The sequence below is a fragment of the Citreicoccus inhibens genome, assembly GCF_019039035.1.
GTDB classification, from domain to species: domain Bacteria; phylum Myxococcota; class Myxococcia; order Myxococcales; family Myxococcaceae; genus Citreicoccus; species Citreicoccus inhibens.
This window is the reverse complement of sequence record NZ_JAHNZT010000012.1, coordinates 181291-198789: the sequence shown is the minus strand read 5'-3', so window position 1 is coordinate 198789 and position 17499 is coordinate 181291. Positions and strand designations below refer to the sequence as shown.

General features: G+C 72.8%; 17 protein-coding genes. 3 read left to right on the top strand and 14 right to left on the bottom strand.

Annotated features, from left to right (window positions below; translation table 11 throughout):
* Nucleotides 1–49: 49 nt before the first annotated feature.
* Nucleotides 50–742 (bottom strand): hypothetical protein, encoded by a 693-nt coding sequence (locus KRR26_RS17045; RefSeq protein WP_120206490.1) that lies wholly within the window; start codon nucleotides 740–742, stop codon nucleotides 50–52.
* 378 nt (nucleotides 743–1120) lie between these two features.
* On the opposite strand from KRR26_RS17045, the gene KRR26_RS17040 reads away from it, so the two are divergent.
* Nucleotides 1121–3373 carry a GAF domain-containing sensor histidine kinase gene (locus KRR26_RS17040; protein ID WP_217080324.1) on the top strand — a complete coding sequence of 751 codons (2253 nt, stop codon included), beginning with the start codon at nucleotides 1121–1123 and terminating at the stop codon, nucleotides 3371–3373.
* Between the two features lie 30 nt (nucleotides 3374–3403).
* Here the strand turns inward: KRR26_RS17040 and KRR26_RS17035 are convergent, their stop codons facing one another.
* The 6 genes from KRR26_RS17035 to KRR26_RS17010 form a co-directional block, all read right to left on the bottom strand.
* The gene (locus KRR26_RS17035; protein ID WP_217080323.1) at nucleotides 3404–3829 is read right to left on the bottom strand and encodes a nuclear transport factor 2 family protein; all 426 of its coding nucleotides are present in this window, start codon (nucleotides 3827–3829) and stop codon (nucleotides 3404–3406) included.
* Nucleotides 3830–3947: 118 nt separating this feature from the next.
* The gene (locus KRR26_RS17030; protein ID WP_217080322.1) at nucleotides 3948–4931 is read right to left on the bottom strand and encodes a c-type cytochrome; all 984 of its coding nucleotides are present in this window, start codon (nucleotides 4929–4931) and stop codon (nucleotides 3948–3950) included.
* Nucleotides 4928–5515, bottom strand: coding sequence for a hypothetical protein (locus KRR26_RS17025; protein ID WP_120206494.1), 588 nt, complete (start codon nucleotides 5513–5515; stop codon nucleotides 4928–4930). Before KRR26_RS17025 ends, KRR26_RS17030 begins: the two co-directional genes overlap by 4 nt.
* Nucleotides 5512–7224, bottom strand: a complete 1713-nt coding sequence (locus tag KRR26_RS17020) for a cytochrome c oxidase subunit I (RefSeq protein WP_120206741.1) — start codon at nucleotides 7222–7224, stop codon at nucleotides 5512–5514. Before KRR26_RS17020 ends, KRR26_RS17025 begins: the two co-directional genes overlap by 4 nt.
* Entirely contained in the window at nucleotides 7221–7985 is a 765-nt protein-coding gene (locus KRR26_RS17015; protein WP_233576967.1) for a cytochrome c oxidase subunit II, read from the bottom strand. The genes KRR26_RS17020 and KRR26_RS17015 overlap by 4 nt, the downstream gene beginning before the upstream one ends.
* Before the next feature lie 143 nt (nucleotides 7986–8128).
* The gene (locus KRR26_RS17010) at nucleotides 8129–8362 is read right to left on the bottom strand and encodes a hypothetical protein (RefSeq protein ID WP_147422969.1); all 234 of its coding nucleotides are present in this window, start codon (nucleotides 8360–8362) and stop codon (nucleotides 8129–8131) included.
* Between the two features lie 247 nt (nucleotides 8363–8609).
* On the opposite strand from KRR26_RS17010, the gene KRR26_RS17005 reads away from it, so the two are divergent.
* Nucleotides 8610–9272 (top strand): SCO family protein, encoded by a 663-nt coding sequence (locus tag KRR26_RS17005; RefSeq protein WP_120206497.1) that lies wholly within the window; start codon nucleotides 8610–8612, stop codon nucleotides 9270–9272.
* 129 nt (nucleotides 9273–9401) lie between these two features.
* Here the strand turns inward: KRR26_RS17005 and KRR26_RS17000 are convergent, their stop codons facing one another.
* The 3 genes from KRR26_RS17000 to KRR26_RS16990 form a co-directional block, all read right to left on the bottom strand.
* On the bottom strand, nucleotides 9402–9818 hold the full coding sequence (locus tag KRR26_RS17000) for a hypothetical protein (RefSeq protein ID WP_120206498.1): 417 nt from the start codon (nucleotides 9816–9818) through the stop codon (nucleotides 9402–9404).
* A 153-nt stretch (nucleotides 9819–9971) separates the two neighbouring features.
* Nucleotides 9972–10424 (bottom strand): hypothetical protein, encoded by a 453-nt coding sequence (locus KRR26_RS16995; protein ID WP_120206499.1) that lies wholly within the window; start codon nucleotides 10422–10424, stop codon nucleotides 9972–9974.
* 230 nt (nucleotides 10425–10654) lie between these two features.
* Entirely contained in the window at nucleotides 10655–11230 is a 576-nt protein-coding gene (locus tag KRR26_RS16990; protein ID WP_120206500.1) for a Fis family transcriptional regulator, read from the bottom strand.
* Nucleotides 11231–11568: 338 nt separating this feature from the next.
* On the opposite strand from KRR26_RS16990, the gene KRR26_RS36870 reads away from it, so the two are divergent.
* Entirely contained in the window at nucleotides 11569–12936 is a 1368-nt protein-coding gene (locus tag KRR26_RS36870) for an OmpA family protein (protein WP_236068693.1), read from the top strand.
* 76 nt (nucleotides 12937–13012) lie between these two features.
* Here KRR26_RS36870 and KRR26_RS16980 read toward each other — a convergent pair whose 3' ends face one another.
* The 4 genes from KRR26_RS16980 to KRR26_RS16965 all read right to left on the bottom strand — a co-directional run bounded on the left by KRR26_RS16980 (nucleotide 13013) and on the right by KRR26_RS16965 (nucleotide 17495).
* Nucleotides 13013–14368, bottom strand: a complete 1356-nt coding sequence (locus tag KRR26_RS16980; RefSeq protein WP_217080321.1) for a universal stress protein — start codon at nucleotides 14366–14368, stop codon at nucleotides 13013–13015.
* A gap of 131 nt (nucleotides 14369–14499) precedes the next feature.
* Entirely contained in the window at nucleotides 14500–14910 is a 411-nt protein-coding gene (locus KRR26_RS16975; protein WP_120206503.1) for a type II secretion system protein GspG, read from the bottom strand.
* 19 nt (nucleotides 14911–14929) lie between these two features.
* Nucleotides 14930–16390: an adenylate/guanylate cyclase domain-containing protein gene (locus tag KRR26_RS16970; RefSeq protein WP_120206504.1), complete on the bottom strand. Its 1461-nt coding sequence runs from the start codon at nucleotides 16388–16390 to the stop codon at nucleotides 14930–14932.
* Nucleotides 16391–16529: 139 nt separating this feature from the next.
* Nucleotides 16530–17495, bottom strand: a complete 966-nt coding sequence (locus KRR26_RS16965) for an OmpA family protein (protein ID WP_217080320.1) — start codon at nucleotides 17493–17495, stop codon at nucleotides 16530–16532.
* Nucleotides 17496–17499: the final 4 nt, after the last annotated feature.

Genomic DNA, 17499 nt, shown 5'->3' with positions numbered 1-17499 from the left:
GCCCGCCCCACGGCGGCCGCACGGGGACCTTCTCGAACCAGCGGCGCCCTCAGAAGGTAAGTGACACCACGCCGGCCACCACCGCGCCCAGCGTCATGTAACCGACCACCTGGTGCGCGGTCGCCAGGTTCACTTCCGACAGCTTGCCGTAGTCATGCACGGCCAGGATGCCCAGCACCGCCTGCGTCAGCATTCCCGCGGTGGCCAGGCCCATGAAGAGCTTGTGGAACGTCACGGTGTCCCACTGGAACTTCTTCTCGATGGGCTCCGGCGCCAGCAGGCCCAGCGCGCCCACCGTGGCGAACAGCGCGGACGTGCCGATGACGAAGCCCTTGTGCCACGCGAGCAGCGCCCGGTTGTCCCCGCCACCTCGGAAGGAGCGGCTGAACTGGAGCTGGCCGAGCACCGTGGTGGTGGCCAACCCGCCCGCCATCGCGAGCCCCAGGCCCTGGTGCAGCTTCAGCATGGTGCGGCGGCGCTTGATGCGGCGATCCAACTCGGGATCCGCCTGGGCCGCCTCCTCCGCGGGCTGGAGCAGGTCGAAGTCCAGCGACGGCTCCTGCCCGGCGGGCGCCTGCGCGGGGGGGACAGGCTCGTTCGCCGCCGCCTCCAGGAGCCTGGGCGCCACCGGCGCGTCCATCGCCGCACCGCTGTCAGGGTTCGTGGCCTGTTGCGCGCGCGCGGGAACGGCGGTGGACAGCAGGCACAGGCTGAGGAAGGCGACGGGGAGGCGGCTCGACATGGCTTCTCGCGGGAAGGCGGACCCGCCCTCGGTGGCGGCCCCAGCCTCGACGGCCGGGATGTGCGAGGACGCTATCGCCCCGCTCTGCCCCACGGAAGGAACTTCCGCCCCTGTCCCCTCGGTGACAGCGCCGCCACGGGCGCGTGCCCCCGCGGACTCGCGCGCCCCTCCGCCACCGGGTTTCAGCCACTTCCCCGCCGCCCAGGCACCAGAAGGGTCCCTTCTCACCCTGCAATCGGACTGGGGGGCAGCTGGCGGCCCACGGTTGTCCGGCGAATGATTCCCGCTGGACACTCCGCGAACCGGACATCGGCAAGCGGGCGGCATGTGCGTTTGACTGGGCCCCGCACCAGACGGGTGCCTGGCCCGGAATCCCCCATGGAGAAGCGCTCGTTCGCCACCGTCCGACCCCCTTCGCCCGCCACGGAACCGGGCACTCGCCATGAGTTGCTGGCCGAGGCCGCCCGACAGCTCGTGGGCGTGTCTCCTCCCGCCGAGGTCGCGCGGCGCTTGTCGCTCGTCCTGGCTCCCCGCCTCGTGGAGACCTGCAGCGTGGAGCTGCTCGACACCGCGTGGGCCTCCAATGGGCCCGCGGTCCGCCACCTGGCTCGCGCCCTCCAGCGGTTGGTGCTCGCGGGCGACGCCGAGCCACCTGGAGGCCGCGGCGCGCGCGAGGGAGGGCCCTCGCTGCTGGAGTCCGAGACAGGAGGTCGCCACACGGCCCTGCTGCCCTTGCGCTGTGGCGGGCGCACGCATGGCGTGGTGCTGCTGTCCGGGCGCGGGCTGGACGCCGCCGCTGTCGCGCTGGCCGAGGAAGTGGTGGAGGTGGCCGCGCGAGGACTGGAGTTGGCCATGCGCCATGAGGAGGAACGCGGGGCGCGCGCGCGCGCCGAGCGCGCGAGCCTGCGCATGGAAAGCCTGCAGTCCCTCACCTTCGCCCTGGCGGGAGCGCGCACGCCGGAGGACGTGGCGAGCGCCGTGGTGGAGGAGACGGTGCGCACGCTCGAGGCGGATGCCGCCGGCCTCTTCCTCGTGGACACCGAGTCCACCGCGCTCGAGCTCGTCCACAGCCTGCACTACAACGCACTCAAGGAGGCCTTCTACCGCCGCGTCCCGCTGGACGCCGCGCAACCCGTGGCCGAGGCCTTCCGGACCAACAGCCCCGTGTGGATGGAGAACCTGGGCGCCGAGGCCTCGCGCTACCCGGACACCCCCCCGCTGGGGCAGGACACGCCGGGCGGAATGGCCGTGGCGTGCATCCCCCTGGCCGCGCACGGCCAGCCCCGCGGCACGCTGTGCATCAGCTTCGACCACGCGCGCGCGTTCGACGCCGAGGAGCAGTCCTTCATCGTGCTGATGGCGCGCCAGTGCGCCATGGCGCTGGAGCGCGCGCGGCTGCTGGCCTCCGAGCGCCGGCAGGTGGAGCGCTCCGAGTTGCTCCAGCGCGCCACCGCCGCGCTCGCCACGTCGTTGGATGTGGAGCACGCGCTGCGCGCCGCGGCCGTCACCATGCTGCCCTCCCTGGGGGACTTCTGCTTCTTCGACGTCCTCACGGTGGAGGGCGACATGCGGCGCGTCAGCTGGGCGAGCGGCCCGGAGGCCGCGCGATTGCTCGCCGCGAGCCACTGGCACCCGCCCGAGCCCCGCGGCACGGACCTGTGCGCCTTCACCACCGGCAAGCCCGTGCTCCACGCCCACGTGGACGCGGCCTTCCTGGCGGGCTCCTCCAGCGGCGCCGAGCAGCGGGCGCTCCTGTCCGCGTTGGGTGCCACGTCGCTCGTGTCCGTGCCGCTGCCCTCGCAGGAGGGGACGCTGGGCGCGCTGACGCTGGGCTTCAGCACGTCCGGGCGCCGGCACACGGAGGAGGACCAGGCGCTGGCGTGCGAGCTGGCGCGGCGCGCGGCCACCGCCGTGCAGAACTCACACCTCTTCCATCAGACGCAGCAGGCCATCCAGCTGCGCGACGAGTTCCTCGCCATCGCGAGCCACGAGCTGAACACGCCGCTCACCGCGCTCAAGCTGCACCTGGCGCGGCTGCAGCGCGTGTCCAAGGACGCGGACGTGCAGGAGCGCACCGCCGCCGCCACGCAGCAGGCGGATCGCCTGGGCAAGCTGGTGCGCGAGCTGTTGGACGTCTCGCGCCTGTCCGCCGGGCGCCTTCAGCTGCACCCCGAGACGCTGGACCTGGTGGAGCTGTGTCGCGAGACGCTCGGCCGATTTGGCGACGACCTGGCGCGCATGGGCTCGGAGGTGAACCTGCGCGCGCCCGGCCCGCTCGTGGGGAAGTGGGACCGGGACCGGCTGCACCAGGTGGTGGCGCACCTGCTCGCCAACGCGCTCAAGTATGGCCAGGGTCAGCCGGTGGACCTGGAGCTGTCCACGGACGTGGATGACTCCGTGAAGCTGGTGGTGCGCGACCGGGGCATGGGCATCCCGCCCGAGCAGCAGGCCCGCCTCTTCCATCGCTTCGAGCGCGCCGTGCCGCTGCGCAACTACGGCGGCTTCGGACTGGGCCTGTGGATGGTGAAGCAGGTGGTGGAGGCGCACGGCGGCCTCATCCGCCTGGACAGCGCGCCAGGCGTGGGCACCACGCTCACGCTGGAGCTGCCCCGCGTCTGTCCCGAGACGTGAGCCGCGGGGCAGGCGGGCCGCGGGCGCGACTCACGCCGGCGTCGTGGCCGGAACCTCCGAGCGCGGCGCCAGGCCGTGCGTCAGCTCCAGGCCCAGCGCGTGCGGATCAAAGTAGGCGATGAAGCGGCGGATCCGCGCGCCATCCCACTCGATGATGGACACGCCCGTGTACGCCACGGCGGCCCCGTTGTGCGCGGTGCCTCGCGACGACCACTCCAATGCCACGCGGTCTCCGGACTCAATCAGGTTGCGGAAGGTGGACTTCACCTGGCGCAGGGTGGCCTTGTACTCGGACCAGAAGTACCGAGCGCCCTCCAGGCCGGTGAACACCCGCGCCGAGGCGAGGTTGCTGATCCGCACGTCATCGGCACACAGCGCGACGAGGGGCTCCACGTCGCCGCGCTCCTCCAGACTCGTCAGTGCGTCCACGAACCGCTGCGCTCGCTCCAGTGCCATGCGCGCCTCTCTCGTCGGGAAGGGGTTCGCGACAAAGGGTGCGCACGCGCGATGGGGCGAGCCCGGCCCCTGTCGACCGGTCGCTCGGCGCCCGTGAGCCCAACCGGGGCCCCGGCCGCTACCGCGCCGGTGACGCGCGCAGCCGCTCTTTCAGCGCGCGCGCCTCGGAGGTGTCCCGCAGGTCGATGAGCGTCTGCACGTAGTAGGCGAGCGCCCAGAGGTTCTCCTCGGGGATGGCGCCCTTCCACGTGGGCATGGCCGCGCCGCCCACGCCCGAGGCGATGACGCGATAGAGGTCCTCGCGCTGCGCCTGCGCCGAGTACGGGCGGCCCTCCACCGTGGCATCCACGGACCACACGGTGCGCGGCGCCTGGAACAAGAAGTCGGGCGGGAGCACCCGCGCCATCTTCGCGGGCTCGCCCTTGGCGTCCCACGCCACGGGGTGATCCGACTCGCGCGCCTGCGCGGTGTAGGGGTCCGCGCCGGCCAGGTTCACCTTGCGGCCCGTCACCTTCTCCATCAGCGCGGCCAGCTCCGCGCGAGGCAGGTACGCGACGTGACAGCTGGAGCAGCCCGCGTTGCCCGCGCCGGCCACGTGGTACACGGTCCGCCCGCGCTCGAGGGCCTCGGCCTCGCGACCTCGCCACGGGTCTTCGGACACGGTGAGGGGCTGGCCCGGCGCCTCCTGCGTCCAGCGAGGACTGAAGGTCTTCAGGTACTGCACCACGGCCTCCACGTCCGCCTCGGGGACGTCCCACGCGAACATGGGCGTACCCTGGAGTCCGCGGCGCAGCGTGCGCTTCAGCGCGGCGTCCGTGGGCAGCTCGCCCGCCGGGACATCGCCGAACTTGAAGAGGCCCTGGCGGAAGTCGCGAGGCACCGGCCGCATGCCCGTGCCCGCCGGGCCCTGGCCGTCACCGCGCTCGCCGTGACAGGAGGCGCAGTAGTACGTGTACACGTCCCGGCCGCGCTCCAGCGTGGCCACGGACACCGTGCGCCCATCCGCCAGCGCCAGCGGCGCGAGCACCGGGCGTGGCTCTCGCCGGCACCCGGCCCCCAGCGCCATTCCCAGCACCAGCGCCCACCGCGCCGCGGTGCTCATGGCAGGTACACCGCCAGGAAGAGCAACCCGAACGTCGCCACCGTGAAGAGCCACCCGGCCAGGGCGCGCCGCGCCGCATCCCGAGCATCCCCGCCGCGCCACGTGCTCACCGCCGCGACGAGCACCGCCAGCAGCACCAGCCCCACGTGCACCGCCTGCAACGCGGACAGGCCATAGAAGGCGGACGCGAAGGCACCGCCCTCGGGCACGCGCAGGTCGCGGTACCAGAACATCACGTGCAGCCATGCCGCCTGCGTCCCGAGGAACCCCGCGCCGGACACCAGCGCCCCGCCCAGCCACGGCAGCGCGCGGCGCGGCGTGCTCGCGTCCACGCGGCTGGCGCGCAGGAGCAGCGGCCCCACGCCGAGGAGGAACGCGCCCGCCACGCACGGCGGCAGCACGCTGGGCGCCACGGCGGGCAGCACCCACAGCCCGCGCATCCGATACCAGCCAGCCGCGAAGGCCAGCGCGACGAAGAACATGGTGCCCGCGCCGTGGGCCAGCACTCCGGCGAACCAACGCGTCGACTCGGCCCGCCGAGGCGCGGAGGCCTCCGACGACGCCAGGGATGCCTCGGGGTTCATTCTGTCCCTCCCAGCACGGCGGCCTCGGCCTGACCAATCCAGTCGCGACCCAGTTGCTGTTGTACATCCGGTTGCGACAACACATGCGGGCCGCGCAGCACCACGGGCTCGGTCGCGTAGTTGTCCGGAGCGGGCGGGCTTGTCGCGCACGTCCACTCCAGCGTGCCCACGCTCCACGGGTTCGGCTCGGCGGCGCGGCCTCGCCACAGCGTCCACACCAGGTTCCCCACGAAGAGCAGCTGCGCGGCGCCCAGCAGGAACGCGCACCCCGTCGTCCACTGGTTCAGCGGCAGCAGGTGCTTGAGGTACGTGTACTGGTAGGGGTCGTACAGCCGCCGGAGCTGCCCCGCGTACCCGGCCGCGAGCTGCCCGCCGAACACGCCCACGAAGAGCACCGCGCTCGCCAGCACGTGGGCCTTGGCCAGCCCTTCGTGCAGCGCGCGGCCGTACATCTTGGGGAACCAGAAGTAGAGGCCCGCGAAGACGGCGAGGAAGCTGGCCGCCCCCATGGTCAGGTGGAAGTGCCCCACCACCCACATCGTCCCGTGCAGTGGCACGTCGGTGGCCACCGCGCCCAGCGCCAGTCCGGTGATGCCCCCCAGACCGAAGACGACCATCGTCGCGAGCGCGGCCAGCATGGGCGACGTCAGCCGCACGCTCCCGCGCCACAGCGTCATCAGCCAGTTGAGGAACATGACCTCGGCGGGCAGGGAGATGAGCAGCGTGAGGACCATGAACGCGCGCCCGAGCACCGGCGACAGTCCGCTGGTGAACAGGTGGTGCGCATAGACGAGGCCGCTCATCGCCGTCACCGCGCCCATGGCGCCCGCCGTCAGCCGGTAGCCGTGCGCGGGCTTGCGGCTGAAGTACGCCACGAAGTCCCCCACCATGCCCCAGGCGGGCAGGATGAGGATGTAGACCTCCGGGTGCCCGAACAACCAGAACAGGTGCTGGTAGACGATGGGGTCACCGCCCCCGCCCACCGCCGCCGCGCCCGCGATGAAGAACTGCGTGCCCGCCACCCGGTCCAGGAGGAGCAGCAGCGTGGCCGCCGCCAGCACCGGGACGAACAGCACGTTGAGCACCGCGCCGTAGAACAGGCCCCAGACCACCAGCGGCATCCGGCCCCACGTCATCCCCGGCGCTCGGCAGCGCACCACGGTGACGACGAAGTTGAGCCCGTACGAGAACGCGGACACGCCCACGCACAGGATGGCCACCGTCATCAGCGTCTGCCCCACCCCGGGCGTGAACGCGGGCGTGGCCAGCGGCGGATAGGACGTCCACCCCGCGCTCGCCGGGCCCAACCGCACGGCGAACGAGGCCAGCACCAGCGCGCCGCCCACCGCGTACGCCCAGAAGCCCGCCGCGGAGAGCCGGGGGAACGCGAAGCCGCGCGCCCCGATGGCCAGGGGCAGCACGAAGTGCCCCAGCGCGCCGAAGAGCAGCGGCGTCACGGCGAAGAAGATCATCACCAGGCCGTGCAGCGTGAACAGCACCGTGTACGTGGGCGGCGTGAGCGCGCCGCGCGACTCGGGCAGGGCCCACGCGAGCCCCGGCACCGGCTGCCCCGGCCACGCCCACTGCCAGCGGATGAGCAGGGCCAGCAGTCCCCCGAGCAGCAGGAAGCCGAGGCCGCCCCACAGGTACTGCCTGGCCACCTGCTTGTGGTCCGTGGTCCACAGCGCGCGCACCCAGCTGGCCCTCATGGCGCCCTCCACTCCCAGCCCCAATGGGCCGCCGCGTCGTCCGCGTCGTAGGACTGCGTGGCCAGCCGCCCCGCCTCGTGCAACCAGCGGGCGTAGTCCGCTTCCGACAGCACGGTGAGCAGCCCGCGCATGCGGTAGTGGCTGGTGCCGCAGTGCTGGTAGCAGGCCACCTCGAAGGTGCCCTCGCGCGCGGCCTGGAACCACGTCTGGTTCACGCGGCCCGGAATCGCATCCAGCTTCACGCGGAACGCCGGCAGCGAGAAGCCGTGCACCACGTCCGTGGACACCAGCTGAACCCAGACGGGCACGCCCACCGGCACCCGCAGGTCATTCCAGGTCACCACGTCATCCGGCGTGCCGAAGCGGCCATCCTCGCCCGCGTAACGCGCCTCCCACGACCACTGATGCGCGTTCAGCTCCAGCCGCACCGTGCGCGGGTCGTTCGCGGGCACCTCCAGGTTCCACAGCACGTCGCGCGCATAGCGCTCCGAGCCCAGGAACAGCGTGCCATCCACCCCCACGAACACGCAGACCGCCAGACCCAACACCCACGCCCGCGAGCGCCGCGTGCCGCCGTTCGCCGCCACCACCGGCCGCGCGCCGCGGAAGCGCCAGACCGCCAGCACCAGCCACGCCAGCATCACCGCCGCCAGCCCTGCCTCGAAGACGTGGCTGCGCTCCAGCAGCGCGTCGATTCGGGGGCCGTAGGTGCTCGCGCCCTCGGGCGGCGACAGCGTCCACGCCCGCGCCTGCTCGCTCATACGCGGTGTCACTGCGTTCGCCGGGGGCGCAGATCGCACCGGGGTCTGATGGACAGGGCCCGCGCCCCCCGCTTCCGAGGGGACCGGCTGGGGCGCTGGGGTCGACTCGGAGAGGATCAGCCGCGCGGGTGAGAGGTCCGGCGTCACGCGCGCCTCCCCGCCCACCACGCCGCCCATATCCCCAACCCGACGAGCAGGAGCGGCGCGATGCCCAACGCCACCAGCAAGCCCAGCGAACGCCCGGCGGGCTCGGGCACATGGGCGGTGCAGGCGGGGCAGGCCTGGGCGCTCCAGGCCACCAGCCCGGCGAGCACCGCCACCCCGGCCGGGAGGCGGCGCCCGAAGCGCCTCGGACGGAACGCTCCGAGACCTGCCATGGGGAGGGCGCATCCCCGGACATGCGCGGGGTGGGCCGGGTCACTCGGGATGTGGGCGTCGCGCGGCATGGTCCAGGCGCCCGGCTAGCACGCGTCCGGCGCCCGTCTCAAGGCGCGGGGGCACCGGCTCGGGCCCGGCCGCCCTCGGAGCAGCCACTCCCGCTCATGCCTCGCATGCGTCCGGCACCCGTCGGCCCGGCGCACAGCGCTTGTGCGTCCCCCACCCTTGCCGTTACGTCGGGGCCCCATGTCCGCCGCCTCGTCCGCCACCGCTCACGCCCCCCGCCTCACCCAGCGCCCCGCCTTCTGGGCGGGCCTCGCCATCACCGCCCTCGGCTTCGCCCTGGTGGCCACCCTGTCGCTGACGGGGATGCGGGGCGCGCAGCCCCTGCCGCAGCTGGGCGCGCTCCCGGACTTCACCTTCACCCGGCAGGACGGACAGCCCTTCGGGCGCGAGCAGCTGTTGGGACAGGCCTACGTGGCCAACTTCGTCTTCACCCGGTGCCCCACCGTGTGCCCCGTCTTCACCCAGAAGATGGCGAAGCTCCAGGAGCGCACCGCGGCGCTCGGACCGAAGCTGCGGCTGGTCTCCTTCTCGGTGGACCCGAAGTACGACACCCCGGAGCGCCTGGCGGCCTATGGCCAGAAGTACCGCGCGGACTTCGCCCGCTGGAGCTTCCTCACCGGCGACTATGAGCGGCTGAAGGACACCATCGTCCAGGGCTTCAAGATCAGCATGGGGCGCGAGGCCGGGGCCAGCGAGGACGACATCCCGTCCATCTTCCACGGCACCCACTTCGTGCTGGTGGACGCCACCGGCCAGATTCGCGGCTACTACGACAGCAACGACCCCGAGGCCACCGAGCGGCTCATGGGCGACGCCCAGCGTCTGGCCAGCGCCGCGAAGTAGCCGCGGACCGCCAGACATGGACCCGGCCGGGCCCATCTGGCGCCGGAAATGAAGAAGGGCCGGCCCACCTCATCGGTGGAGACCGGCCCTCTTGGCTTCAGCAGGTGAATCCTACCGAGACTCCAAATCTCAGTTGATCAGCTTCGCCTGGCCCCAGGCCATGAGCTGCTGGAAGTTCTGCTGCGCGGGCTGCGAGCTCAGCGCGCCGACCTTGTCCGCCACGCCCTTCACGCCCGTGGCGATGTCACCGATGGACTTCACCGTGGGGGCGAACTTGGCCAGCGAGGCCAGACCACCCAGCGGGCCGCCCAGCAGCATGCTGGCGCCGCTGTCGATGAACTTGTCGGCGAACGGCTTGATCATCTTGCCGATGCCGAACGGGAGCTTGTCGAGGACGCCACCGGCCAGCTTCTTGAGGGGGTCCGTCAGCATCTTGAGCGGCGACTGGATGAAGCTCAGCGCCTTGCCCGCGATGTTCGCGATGCCGCCAGCAACCTTGCTGACCGTCTTCGCAATGTTGCCAACCGCCTTGAAAACGCTGCCCATGGTGATACCCCCTAAGTCTGCTGAAAGATTGGAGTCTGAAGCCGGAGAGGAATGCTGAAGTGAACCTTCGAAATGATTCTCGGGCGCAGCGGAAAGAAGTTTCGTCCGGTATTTCCGATCGTGATTTTTCTCTCCGTACGGGCGCCCGGGAACCTAGCCGCGGGGTCCGCCGCCACCCTTTTTGACCTGGTCGAGCAGGTCCGGGTTCACGGCCTTGGACTCGCCCGTCTTCGGGCCCGGCTTCACCTCGGGATCCAGGGACGGCTTGCCCGCGTGGGAAGTGCTCTTCTCGAACTCGGACTTGGCGAAGGGGTTGCCCATGCCGGGCAGCTCACCCTTGGCGGCGGCGACGAAGAACTCGCCCACTTCCTCCACGCTGTGCACCGGGAAGCCGGCCGCCTTGGCCTGCTCATCCGAGACGACGTTCAGCTCGGGCTCCTTGTCCTTGTCCTGCGCGTAGTCGAGCACCAGCTCGACGTAGTCCTCGAGCTTCATGCCCACCGCGTCCGCGATGCGCTTGGTCTCGGGGTCCTTGAGAAGCTCTGCCCGCACCACCTCGATGGGGCGCGTGAGCCCACGCTTCTTGCCAGGGGTCTGCTGCGACATGTTCGTCACTCCGGAGAGGGATGAGGACGGCGGCGACTCTAACGCAACTTTCCGATTAGCCCCATTCTCTGCCCCAGAACGCCAGGGGTCCCTCTCCGCGCCTCGCATGCAAGGCTTCTGTCCCCCTCCCCCTGGCGCGCATTGCCACGGCGGGGTGACAGCCAGCGCGCCCTCCCGCGCCGCGGGCGTCCGGGCCCCGCCGGACGCCTGAGTCCCACGAAGCGCGGCGCTCAGCGCACCGCGTTCCGGGAGGCGCCCTTGCGAGCACCGGACGCCTTGCGCTTGGGCGCGATGCGCGTCACGGAGCCGGGCTTGCGCGGGTCCATCGCCGCGCGCGCCTGTTCCTCGGCCTTGGCCTGCGCGGCCTTGGCGGCGAGCGCCTCGGCCTGCTGGGCCCAGCGGTGCTTGAGCGCCTCGCGCAGGCCCTCCGTCTGGAGGTCCACCTGGGCCTTGTGGAGCCGGTAGTGGAGGTCCTCGCGGACGGTGCCGCGCGACAGGGCCAGGTCCGCGCCGCCGGACAGCCCCACCACCACCTTGGGCCGCTCCTCCTGGGTGCGCAGGCAGTGCAGCAACACCTGCTGCGCCTCCAGCCCCAGCTTCACGATGTCTGGGATGAACACCACCCCATTGGGGTGGCGCAGCGCCCCGGCCAGGTCCGCCTGCTGGCGCACCTCGACCAGAGGCACGTCGAAGCTGCGCGCGGCCTCCTCCGCCCAAGCGCGACGCTCGTCCTCCGTGCCGCCATGAATCAACAGCGACGCACGGTTGCTCACGAGCTCTTCTTCTCGGTAGCCACGCAGAGTCACCGGACTCCCCCTTCCTGTCTGGGAAAGCAGTTCCGGCAAAGTCTAACGCCCTCATGGGTCGCCCGTTCAATCCCCACTTCTCTGGAATCGGGCGGGTTTCACGCGCCAGTGGACACTCGCGCGCGAGCGGGCACGCCCCACCTGGCGGGTCCGCCGCGCCCGTTCCCCGGGGAGGCGAGGCGGCGGGGCCTCTGGCTCCCGGCCGCACCGCAAGGGGTTACCAACGGCGGAAGCGCTCCGTAACGATTTCGGGAAGCCATCAGCCCCAGGCCCACGGGGGTGGGGCGTGGCCTCGCGCACCGGGGGGTTCCGGTGCGGCACACCCTCGGAGGCAAGACATGGCGTTCAATCTCATCGAAGCGGTCCGCTCACAGTTCTCGGGGGACCTGGTGCGGCGAATCAGCGAGGAGTCGGGGGAGGACCCTCAGTCCATGGCCAAGGTGCTCCCGGGCACCATCGCCTCGGTGGCCTCGGGGGTCGTGGAGCAGAGCGGCACGGAGGCGGGGGCGGGGAGGCTCCTGTCGCAGCTCAACGAGGGCGGCTTCACCAAGGCGGATGTGCCGGGCCTGGGCGAGGGCGCCGGGGGGCTGCGCGAGGCCGCGGAGCAGGGCCATGGGATGCTCGGCGGACTGCTCGGCGGCAAGCTGGGCGCCGTCACCGAGGGGCTCTCGCGCTTCGGCGGGCTGCGCAACTCGAGCTCCGCCACGCGGCTGTTGTCGCTGGCGGCGCCGGCGCTGATGGGCGTGCTGGGGAAGCAGGTGCGCGACCAGCGGATGGGCGCCTCCGGGCTGATGCAGATGCTGGGCGGCCAGCGCTCGCTCATCTCCGCGGCGCTCCCGGCGGGGCTGGGCAGCCTGCTGGGCGGCGGGCGCCACGCGGGCGCCGAGGTGATTCGCGAGGCCGTGCCGGAGCGCCCCGACGTGCAGGAGGTGCGCAGTCGGGAGGTGACCTCCGTCCACCGCGAGCCCATGTCGCGCACGCCGGTGGTGCGCTCGCCGCAGGCGTCCGAGCCGCACCGCCGCCCGTCCTGGGCGCTGCCGCTGGCGCTCTTGGCCCTGGTGGCCCTGGGCTGGTGGGCGCTGCGCGGACGCCGGCATGAGCCACGGCCCTCGCAGGCCTCCGTCACCCAGCCCGCCACGCAGCGCAACGCGCCGCAGGCCACACCGCCCCCCGCCCAGCCGGAGCCGCAGCAGACCGCGAAGGCGCCACCTCCCGCCCCCACGGCGCCCCAGGAGCAGCAGGGCACGGGTGGGGCAGGGAACATGGGCACGGGGGGCTCGGGGAGCGTGGGCACGGGGGAGCAGAAGCAGCGCATCGAGGACTCGTCCGGGCTGCGTCGGGCATTCTCGGATGGCTCCGCCGCCAAGGGCGTCATCCTGGAGGGCGTGGAGTTCCAGACGGGCTCGGCCAAGCTCACGCCCAAGGGTGAGCAGACGGTGAGCGAGCTGGGCGCCATCCTCAAGGAGAAGCCCGACACGCGCGTGCGCATCGAGGGCTTCACCGACGCCACGGGCAACGCGGACGCCAACCGCCAGCTGTCCCAGTCGCGCGCCGACAACGTGCGCCAGACGCTGGTGGGCGAGGGCATCGCGGGCAACCGCCTGGAGGCCGTGGGCGAGGGTGACGCGAAGCCCGTCGCCTCCAACGACACGCCGCAGGGCCGGCTGCAGAACCGCCGCATCGAGGTGCAGGAGCTGGGTCAGTGAGTTCCAGGGCGCGCGGGCGCCGCTCAGGCCCGCGCGCCCACCCGCCGTCGAGCACGCTCCGGCAACGCCACATCCCTCACGTGTCCGGCAGCACGAGCACGGGCCTCGCGCCGTGGAGCACCAGTTCGCGGGCCACCGCGCCCTTGAGCGTGTCCGGCGCGTCGGACGTGGAGGAGAGGCCCAGGCACACCAGGTCCGCGCCCTCGCGCTCCGTGGCCTGGCGGATGGCGAGTGGGACGTCCTCGCTCGTGACGCCCTCCACGCTCCAATGCACCGCGCGCGCGCCCTCCTCCCAGGGCACCAGCGTCCACAGCCGGCGCAGCACCGCGTCGCCCTCGGGCTCGGGCGGCACGCCCACCGTGTCCAACCACGACGGGTCCCTCAGCCGCCGTCGGTGCACGTGCAGCAGGTGCACGCGCCCGCCCGCGCCCACCAGCAGGCGCGCCTGGGACACGGCCCGCACGCTCGCCTCGGTGAAGTCCACCGGCACCAGCACCGTGCGCGGCGGCTGCGCGTGACGGGGCTCGCGCAGGCCCGGCGGCACGCACACCACCGACTGCTCCGCGCGGCGCAGCACCCCCTCGGACACCGAGCCATGCCACAGCCGCCGCACCCCGCGCCGCAGGTGCGTCCCCACCACCAACACGTCCGCGCCGCGCGCCCGGGCCACATGCAGCAGATGGTCCGCGGGCCGGCCATAGCCGGGCTCCACCACCACCTCCATCCCGCCCTCGCCCTCCAACTCGCCCACGCGCTCGCGCAGCTCCCGCAGCAGCACGCGCTCCATGGCGGGCTCCAGCGGTGACAGCTCGCCGCCGCCGGGGTCCAGCAGCTCCACGTGCACGGGGGTGCGCATGCCCAGCCGCTCGCGCTCCTCCAGCGGGGAGCAGACGCACGCGGCCACCACGTCGCAGGCGCCCACCCGCCGCAGCTCTCGCAGGAACGTCAGCGCCGCGTCGGATGTGGAGGACGCCCGGTCCACCCCCGCCAGCACCAGGAGCCGCCGGCGGCCTCGCGCCCAGTCCAGCAGCGCGCCATCCCGCCGCACCACCAGCACCGGCGCCCGGCCGTACCGCGTCAGCCGCGCCGCCAACGACGTGCGCGGCCATGAAGCGGGGGGCCAGCCATCCGCCGCCACCACCACCAGCCGCGCGCGCTGGCACTCCACCTCTTCCCGGCGCGAGCCCTCCGTGGACGGCGCCAACACCGGGGGCAGCACGGTCACGCCCGAGGCGCGCAGCCGCTCGGCCTCGGCCTCCAGCCGCTCTCGATGGGCCTCCTCGGAGGACAGGGTGTCGGGGGTGGGGACAGGGGCCGCTTCGGACACGTCCAGGAGCAGCAGCGGCTCTCCCAGCCGCCCCGCCAGGGCCGCCGCCACCGCCGCCGCGCGCCCCGACTCCGGGGAGAGATTGGTCGCACAGACGATGGCCATCGCCGTCCTCCTCGGGCGAGGGCGCGAGTGGCGCGCCCCCACCTCCAGGACACATGGCCATGGCCGAACCTCCGTGGCGCGCGGGGCACCCCGGCGGGTCGCTCCGGGGCCGGCTTCACGAAGGGCGCGGCTCAGCGCACGGGCTGCGCGTGCCCGTCGTGGTTGGTGTGGTCCTGGTCCTCACCCGCGCCGCCGCGCTGGTTCTCCCGCCCGAAGGTGGCCAGGAACACGTCCTTGCCGTTGCTGGAGTACTTGTACGGGCGGCCCCAGGGGTCCAACGGCACCGAGGGCAGGTACTGGGGCACGAGCATCTCCTCCAGGTCCCCCTCCTCCGGCAGCGTGCCGCCGTGGTCGGCGCGGTAGCGCTCCAGCGCGCCCAGCAGCACGGCGAAGTCGTCGTGGACGCGCGTGGCCTCCACGCTCGTGCGGCGGCTGAGCGCGGTCACCACCACGGCGATGAGCAGCAGGACGGCGAAGACGAGCCCCACCCACAGGATGGGAGAGCGGCGGGGGGGCTCGGGAGGCGGGGGCTCGGCGGACATGGACCGGCACCCTATCCGTTCACAGCGCGCGGTAAAGCGGGACCGGCTGCTGCTTCCCCTTCAGCCGGACGGGCGGCAGGTCCTCGAACGACGTCTCGCTCGCGTTCACCAGCTCCCGGGTGCGCTCGCCCACCAGGATTTCCCCGGGCCCCGCGAGCGCGCACAGCCGCGAGCCCACATTCACCGCGTCCCCGATGCAGGTGTACTCCGCGCGCACCGTGCTGCCGATATTTCCCGCCACCACCACGCCCGAGTTGATGCCGATGCCCAGCTCCAACACGAGCGGCTGTCCCTCTCGGCCGTTGGCCAGCCACTCGGCCTCCGCCAAGAGGCGCAGCTCCGCCATGGCCTCCATCATCATCTTCGCGCACTGGAGCGCGCGCAGCGCCTCGTCCGGCCGGGCCACCGGCGCGCCGAAGACGGCCATCAGCCCGTCGCCCAGGAACTTGTCCAGCGTGCCGCCGCAGGTGAACACCGCGTCCGCCAGCCGCCCCAGCACCTGGTTGAGCACCGCCACCACCTGCTCGGGCGGGAGGCTCTCCGCCAGCCCGGTGAAGTTGCGGATGTCGGCGAACAGCACCGTCACCTCGCGCTTCTCGCCGGTGAGCACCACCGCGTCGGTGCTCTTGAGAATCTCGTCCACCACCGCGTCGGACGTGTAGCGGGCGAAGAGGCGGCGGATGCGCTCCGTCTCGCCGGTGCGGCGCACCACGCTCTCGATGCGCGCGGCCAGCTCATCCATGGAGGCCGTCTTGTTGACGTAGTCGTCGGCGCCCATGCGCAGCCCGCGCACGCGCTCGGCCTCGCGGTCGTTCGCGGTGAGGATGATGACGGGCACGCCCCGGCTGGGGCCCTCCTTCAGCCGGTGGCACAGCTCCACGCCCTCCAGGCCCGGCATCTCCAGGTCGCTGAGGACGATGGCCGGCTGCAGCCGCCCCACCTGCTCCAGCGCCTCGTAGGGGTCCTGGAAGCAGACGACCTCGTAGCCCAGCCCCACCAGGCCCTCCTGCACGAAGGCGCAGGCCAGGGGGCTGTCGTCCACCACCACCACGCGGCGGCGCCCCTCCACGGCGGGGCGCGACAGGTCCCCTCGCCCGGCGAGCCGGTTCTGGAGCCCGAGCCCCTCGTAGATCTGCTTGTAGGTGCAGTGCCCCAGCTCCACGAGGATTTCGCCCAGGCGGCGCCCGTCCCGGCGCTGGCGCGCGAGCGCTTCCTCCAACTGCGCCAGCGTCACGTACTTGAGGCCCACGAGCAGCTCGCCCAGGGCCGGCTGCGCGTGCGTCTTGTCGTGGTGCAGGCCCAGCGCCTCGCCGAGCGCGTCCTGGATCTGCTCGCGCGAGACGTAGCCCAGGGAAATCAGCGCCTCGCCCACGCGCTGGCCGGTGAGCGCCTGGAGCGCGAGCGCCTCCTGGACCTGCGAGGGAGTGACGATGCCGAGCTTGAGGAGCAGATCGCCGAACAGGGGGCTCGAAGCACTCATTCAACAGCCTCTGCGGCCTGGGACAGGCGGCGGCAAGGGCGTCCGGAGGGACGGTGGAACCACGAGGAGCGCCCGAACCAGCGTACCCCACGCCCCTTCCGCCGGGGAGCGCCCGGGCGCGGAACTGTCCACCACCGCGTCAGCGCCGCGTGCCGCCCTTCGCCGGGCGGAGGGGCTCCTCGGTGACGAGGATGAACTCGATACGACGATTGGCCGCGCGGCCCGGCGCGGTGAAGTTGGATTCCAGGGGCTGCGCCTGTCCCAACCCCTGCGCCTCCAGCCGCTCGGGTGCCAACCCCTGGGCCACCAGCCGAGACATCACCGCCTCGGCGCGCGCTTGCGAGAGGGCCCGGCTGGCCTCGGGCTCGATGAGGTCATCCGTGTGCCCCTCCACCCGCACCTTGCGCAGCTCCGGGTGGGCCTTCAGCACCGCCACCACATTGTCCAGCAGCGGAAACGAGCGGTGCTGCACCGTGGCCGTGCCGCCCTCGAAGTACACCCGCTCCAGCAGTTGGAGCCGCTCCTTGCGCAGCACCACCGCCTGGGGCTCGCGCGCGGGGCAGCCCTGGTTGGACGCGGGGCCCGCCACGCGCGGGCAGTTGTCCTGGTGGTCCGCCACCGTGTCCCCGTCGCTGTCCCGGGCCGGGCAGCCCCGCAGCTCGGCGATCCCCTCCTCGGTGGGGCAGGCATCCTCCTCGTCCGGCACGCCGTCCTCGTCCGTGTCGCGCACCGGACAGCCGTCCCGCTCGCGCGGTCCCGCCTCCTCGGGGCACCGGTCCTGCGCGTCCTGCACCCCGTCGCGGTCCGCGTCGGCCACGGGGCACCCGCGCAGCTCGGGCAGCCCCGCCTCACGGGGACACGCATCCTGCGCGTCCTCCACGCCGTCCTCGTCCACGTCGCGCACCGGGCAGCCCCCGCGCGAGGCCGGCCCCGCGTACTGCGGACACCGGTCCTGCGCGTCCTCCACGCCATCGCCGTCGGTGTCACGCGCCACGCTCACGGCGGCGGCGGGGACGCGGGTGGGCGCGCAGGCGGGGGCCCCGAGGACGAGCCCGAGGCACAGCGAAGCCAGCGGCACGAAGGGACGTCGCGGGACGGAGGTCATGGGC

What these genes read in the sequence shown, in the direction of transcription:
- KRR26_RS16975 (WP_120206503.1), bottom strand. Translation starts at nt 14,910, where the DNA reads ATGTCCGCCGAGCCCCCGCCTCCCGAGCCCCCCCGCCGCTCTCCCATC.
- KRR26_RS16965 (WP_217080320.1), bottom strand. Translation starts at nt 17,495, where the DNA reads ATGACCTCCGTCCCGCGACGTCCCTTCGTGCCGCTGGCTTCGCTGTGC.
- KRR26_RS17015 (WP_233576967.1), bottom strand. Translation starts at nt 7,985, where the DNA reads ATGAGCGAGCAGGCGCGGGCGTGGACGCTGTCGCCGCCCGAGGGCGCG.
- KRR26_RS16995 (WP_120206499.1), bottom strand. Translation starts at nt 10,424, where the DNA reads ATGTCGCAGCAGACCCCTGGCAAGAAGCGTGGGCTCACGCGCCCCATC.
- KRR26_RS17020 (WP_120206741.1), bottom strand. Translation starts at nt 7,224, where the DNA reads ATGAGGGCCAGCTGGGTGCGCGCGCTGTGGACCACGGACCACAAGCAG.
- KRR26_RS17045 (WP_120206490.1), bottom strand. Translation starts at nt 742, where the DNA reads ATGTCGAGCCGCCTCCCCGTCGCCTTCCTCAGCCTGTGCCTGCTGTCC.
- KRR26_RS16980 (WP_217080321.1), bottom strand. Translation starts at nt 14,368, where the DNA reads ATGGCCATCGTCTGTGCGACCAATCTCTCCCCGGAGTCGGGGCGCGCG.
- KRR26_RS17035 (WP_217080323.1), bottom strand. Translation starts at nt 3,829, where the DNA reads ATGGCACTGGAGCGAGCGCAGCGGTTCGTGGACGCACTGACGAGTCTG.
- KRR26_RS17025 (WP_120206494.1), bottom strand. Translation starts at nt 5,515, where the DNA reads ATGAACCCCGAGGCATCCCTGGCGTCGTCGGAGGCCTCCGCGCCTCGG.
- KRR26_RS36870 (WP_236068693.1), top strand. Translation starts at nt 11,569, where the DNA reads ATGGCGTTCAATCTCATCGAAGCGGTCCGCTCACAGTTCTCGGGGGAC.
- KRR26_RS17030 (WP_217080322.1), bottom strand. Translation starts at nt 4,931, where the DNA reads ATGAGCACCGCGGCGCGGTGGGCGCTGGTGCTGGGAATGGCGCTGGGG.
- KRR26_RS17005 (WP_120206497.1), top strand. Translation starts at nt 8,610, where the DNA reads ATGTCCGCCGCCTCGTCCGCCACCGCTCACGCCCCCCGCCTCACCCAG.
- KRR26_RS17010 (WP_147422969.1), bottom strand. Translation starts at nt 8,362, where the DNA reads ATGGCAGGTCTCGGAGCGTTCCGTCCGAGGCGCTTCGGGCGCCGCCTC.
- KRR26_RS17040 (WP_217080324.1), top strand. Translation starts at nt 1,121, where the DNA reads ATGGAGAAGCGCTCGTTCGCCACCGTCCGACCCCCTTCGCCCGCCACG.
- KRR26_RS16970 (WP_120206504.1), bottom strand. Translation starts at nt 16,390, where the DNA reads ATGAGTGCTTCGAGCCCCCTGTTCGGCGATCTGCTCCTCAAGCTCGGC.
- KRR26_RS17000 (WP_120206498.1), bottom strand. Translation starts at nt 9,818, where the DNA reads ATGGGCAGCGTTTTCAAGGCGGTTGGCAACATTGCGAAGACGGTCAGC.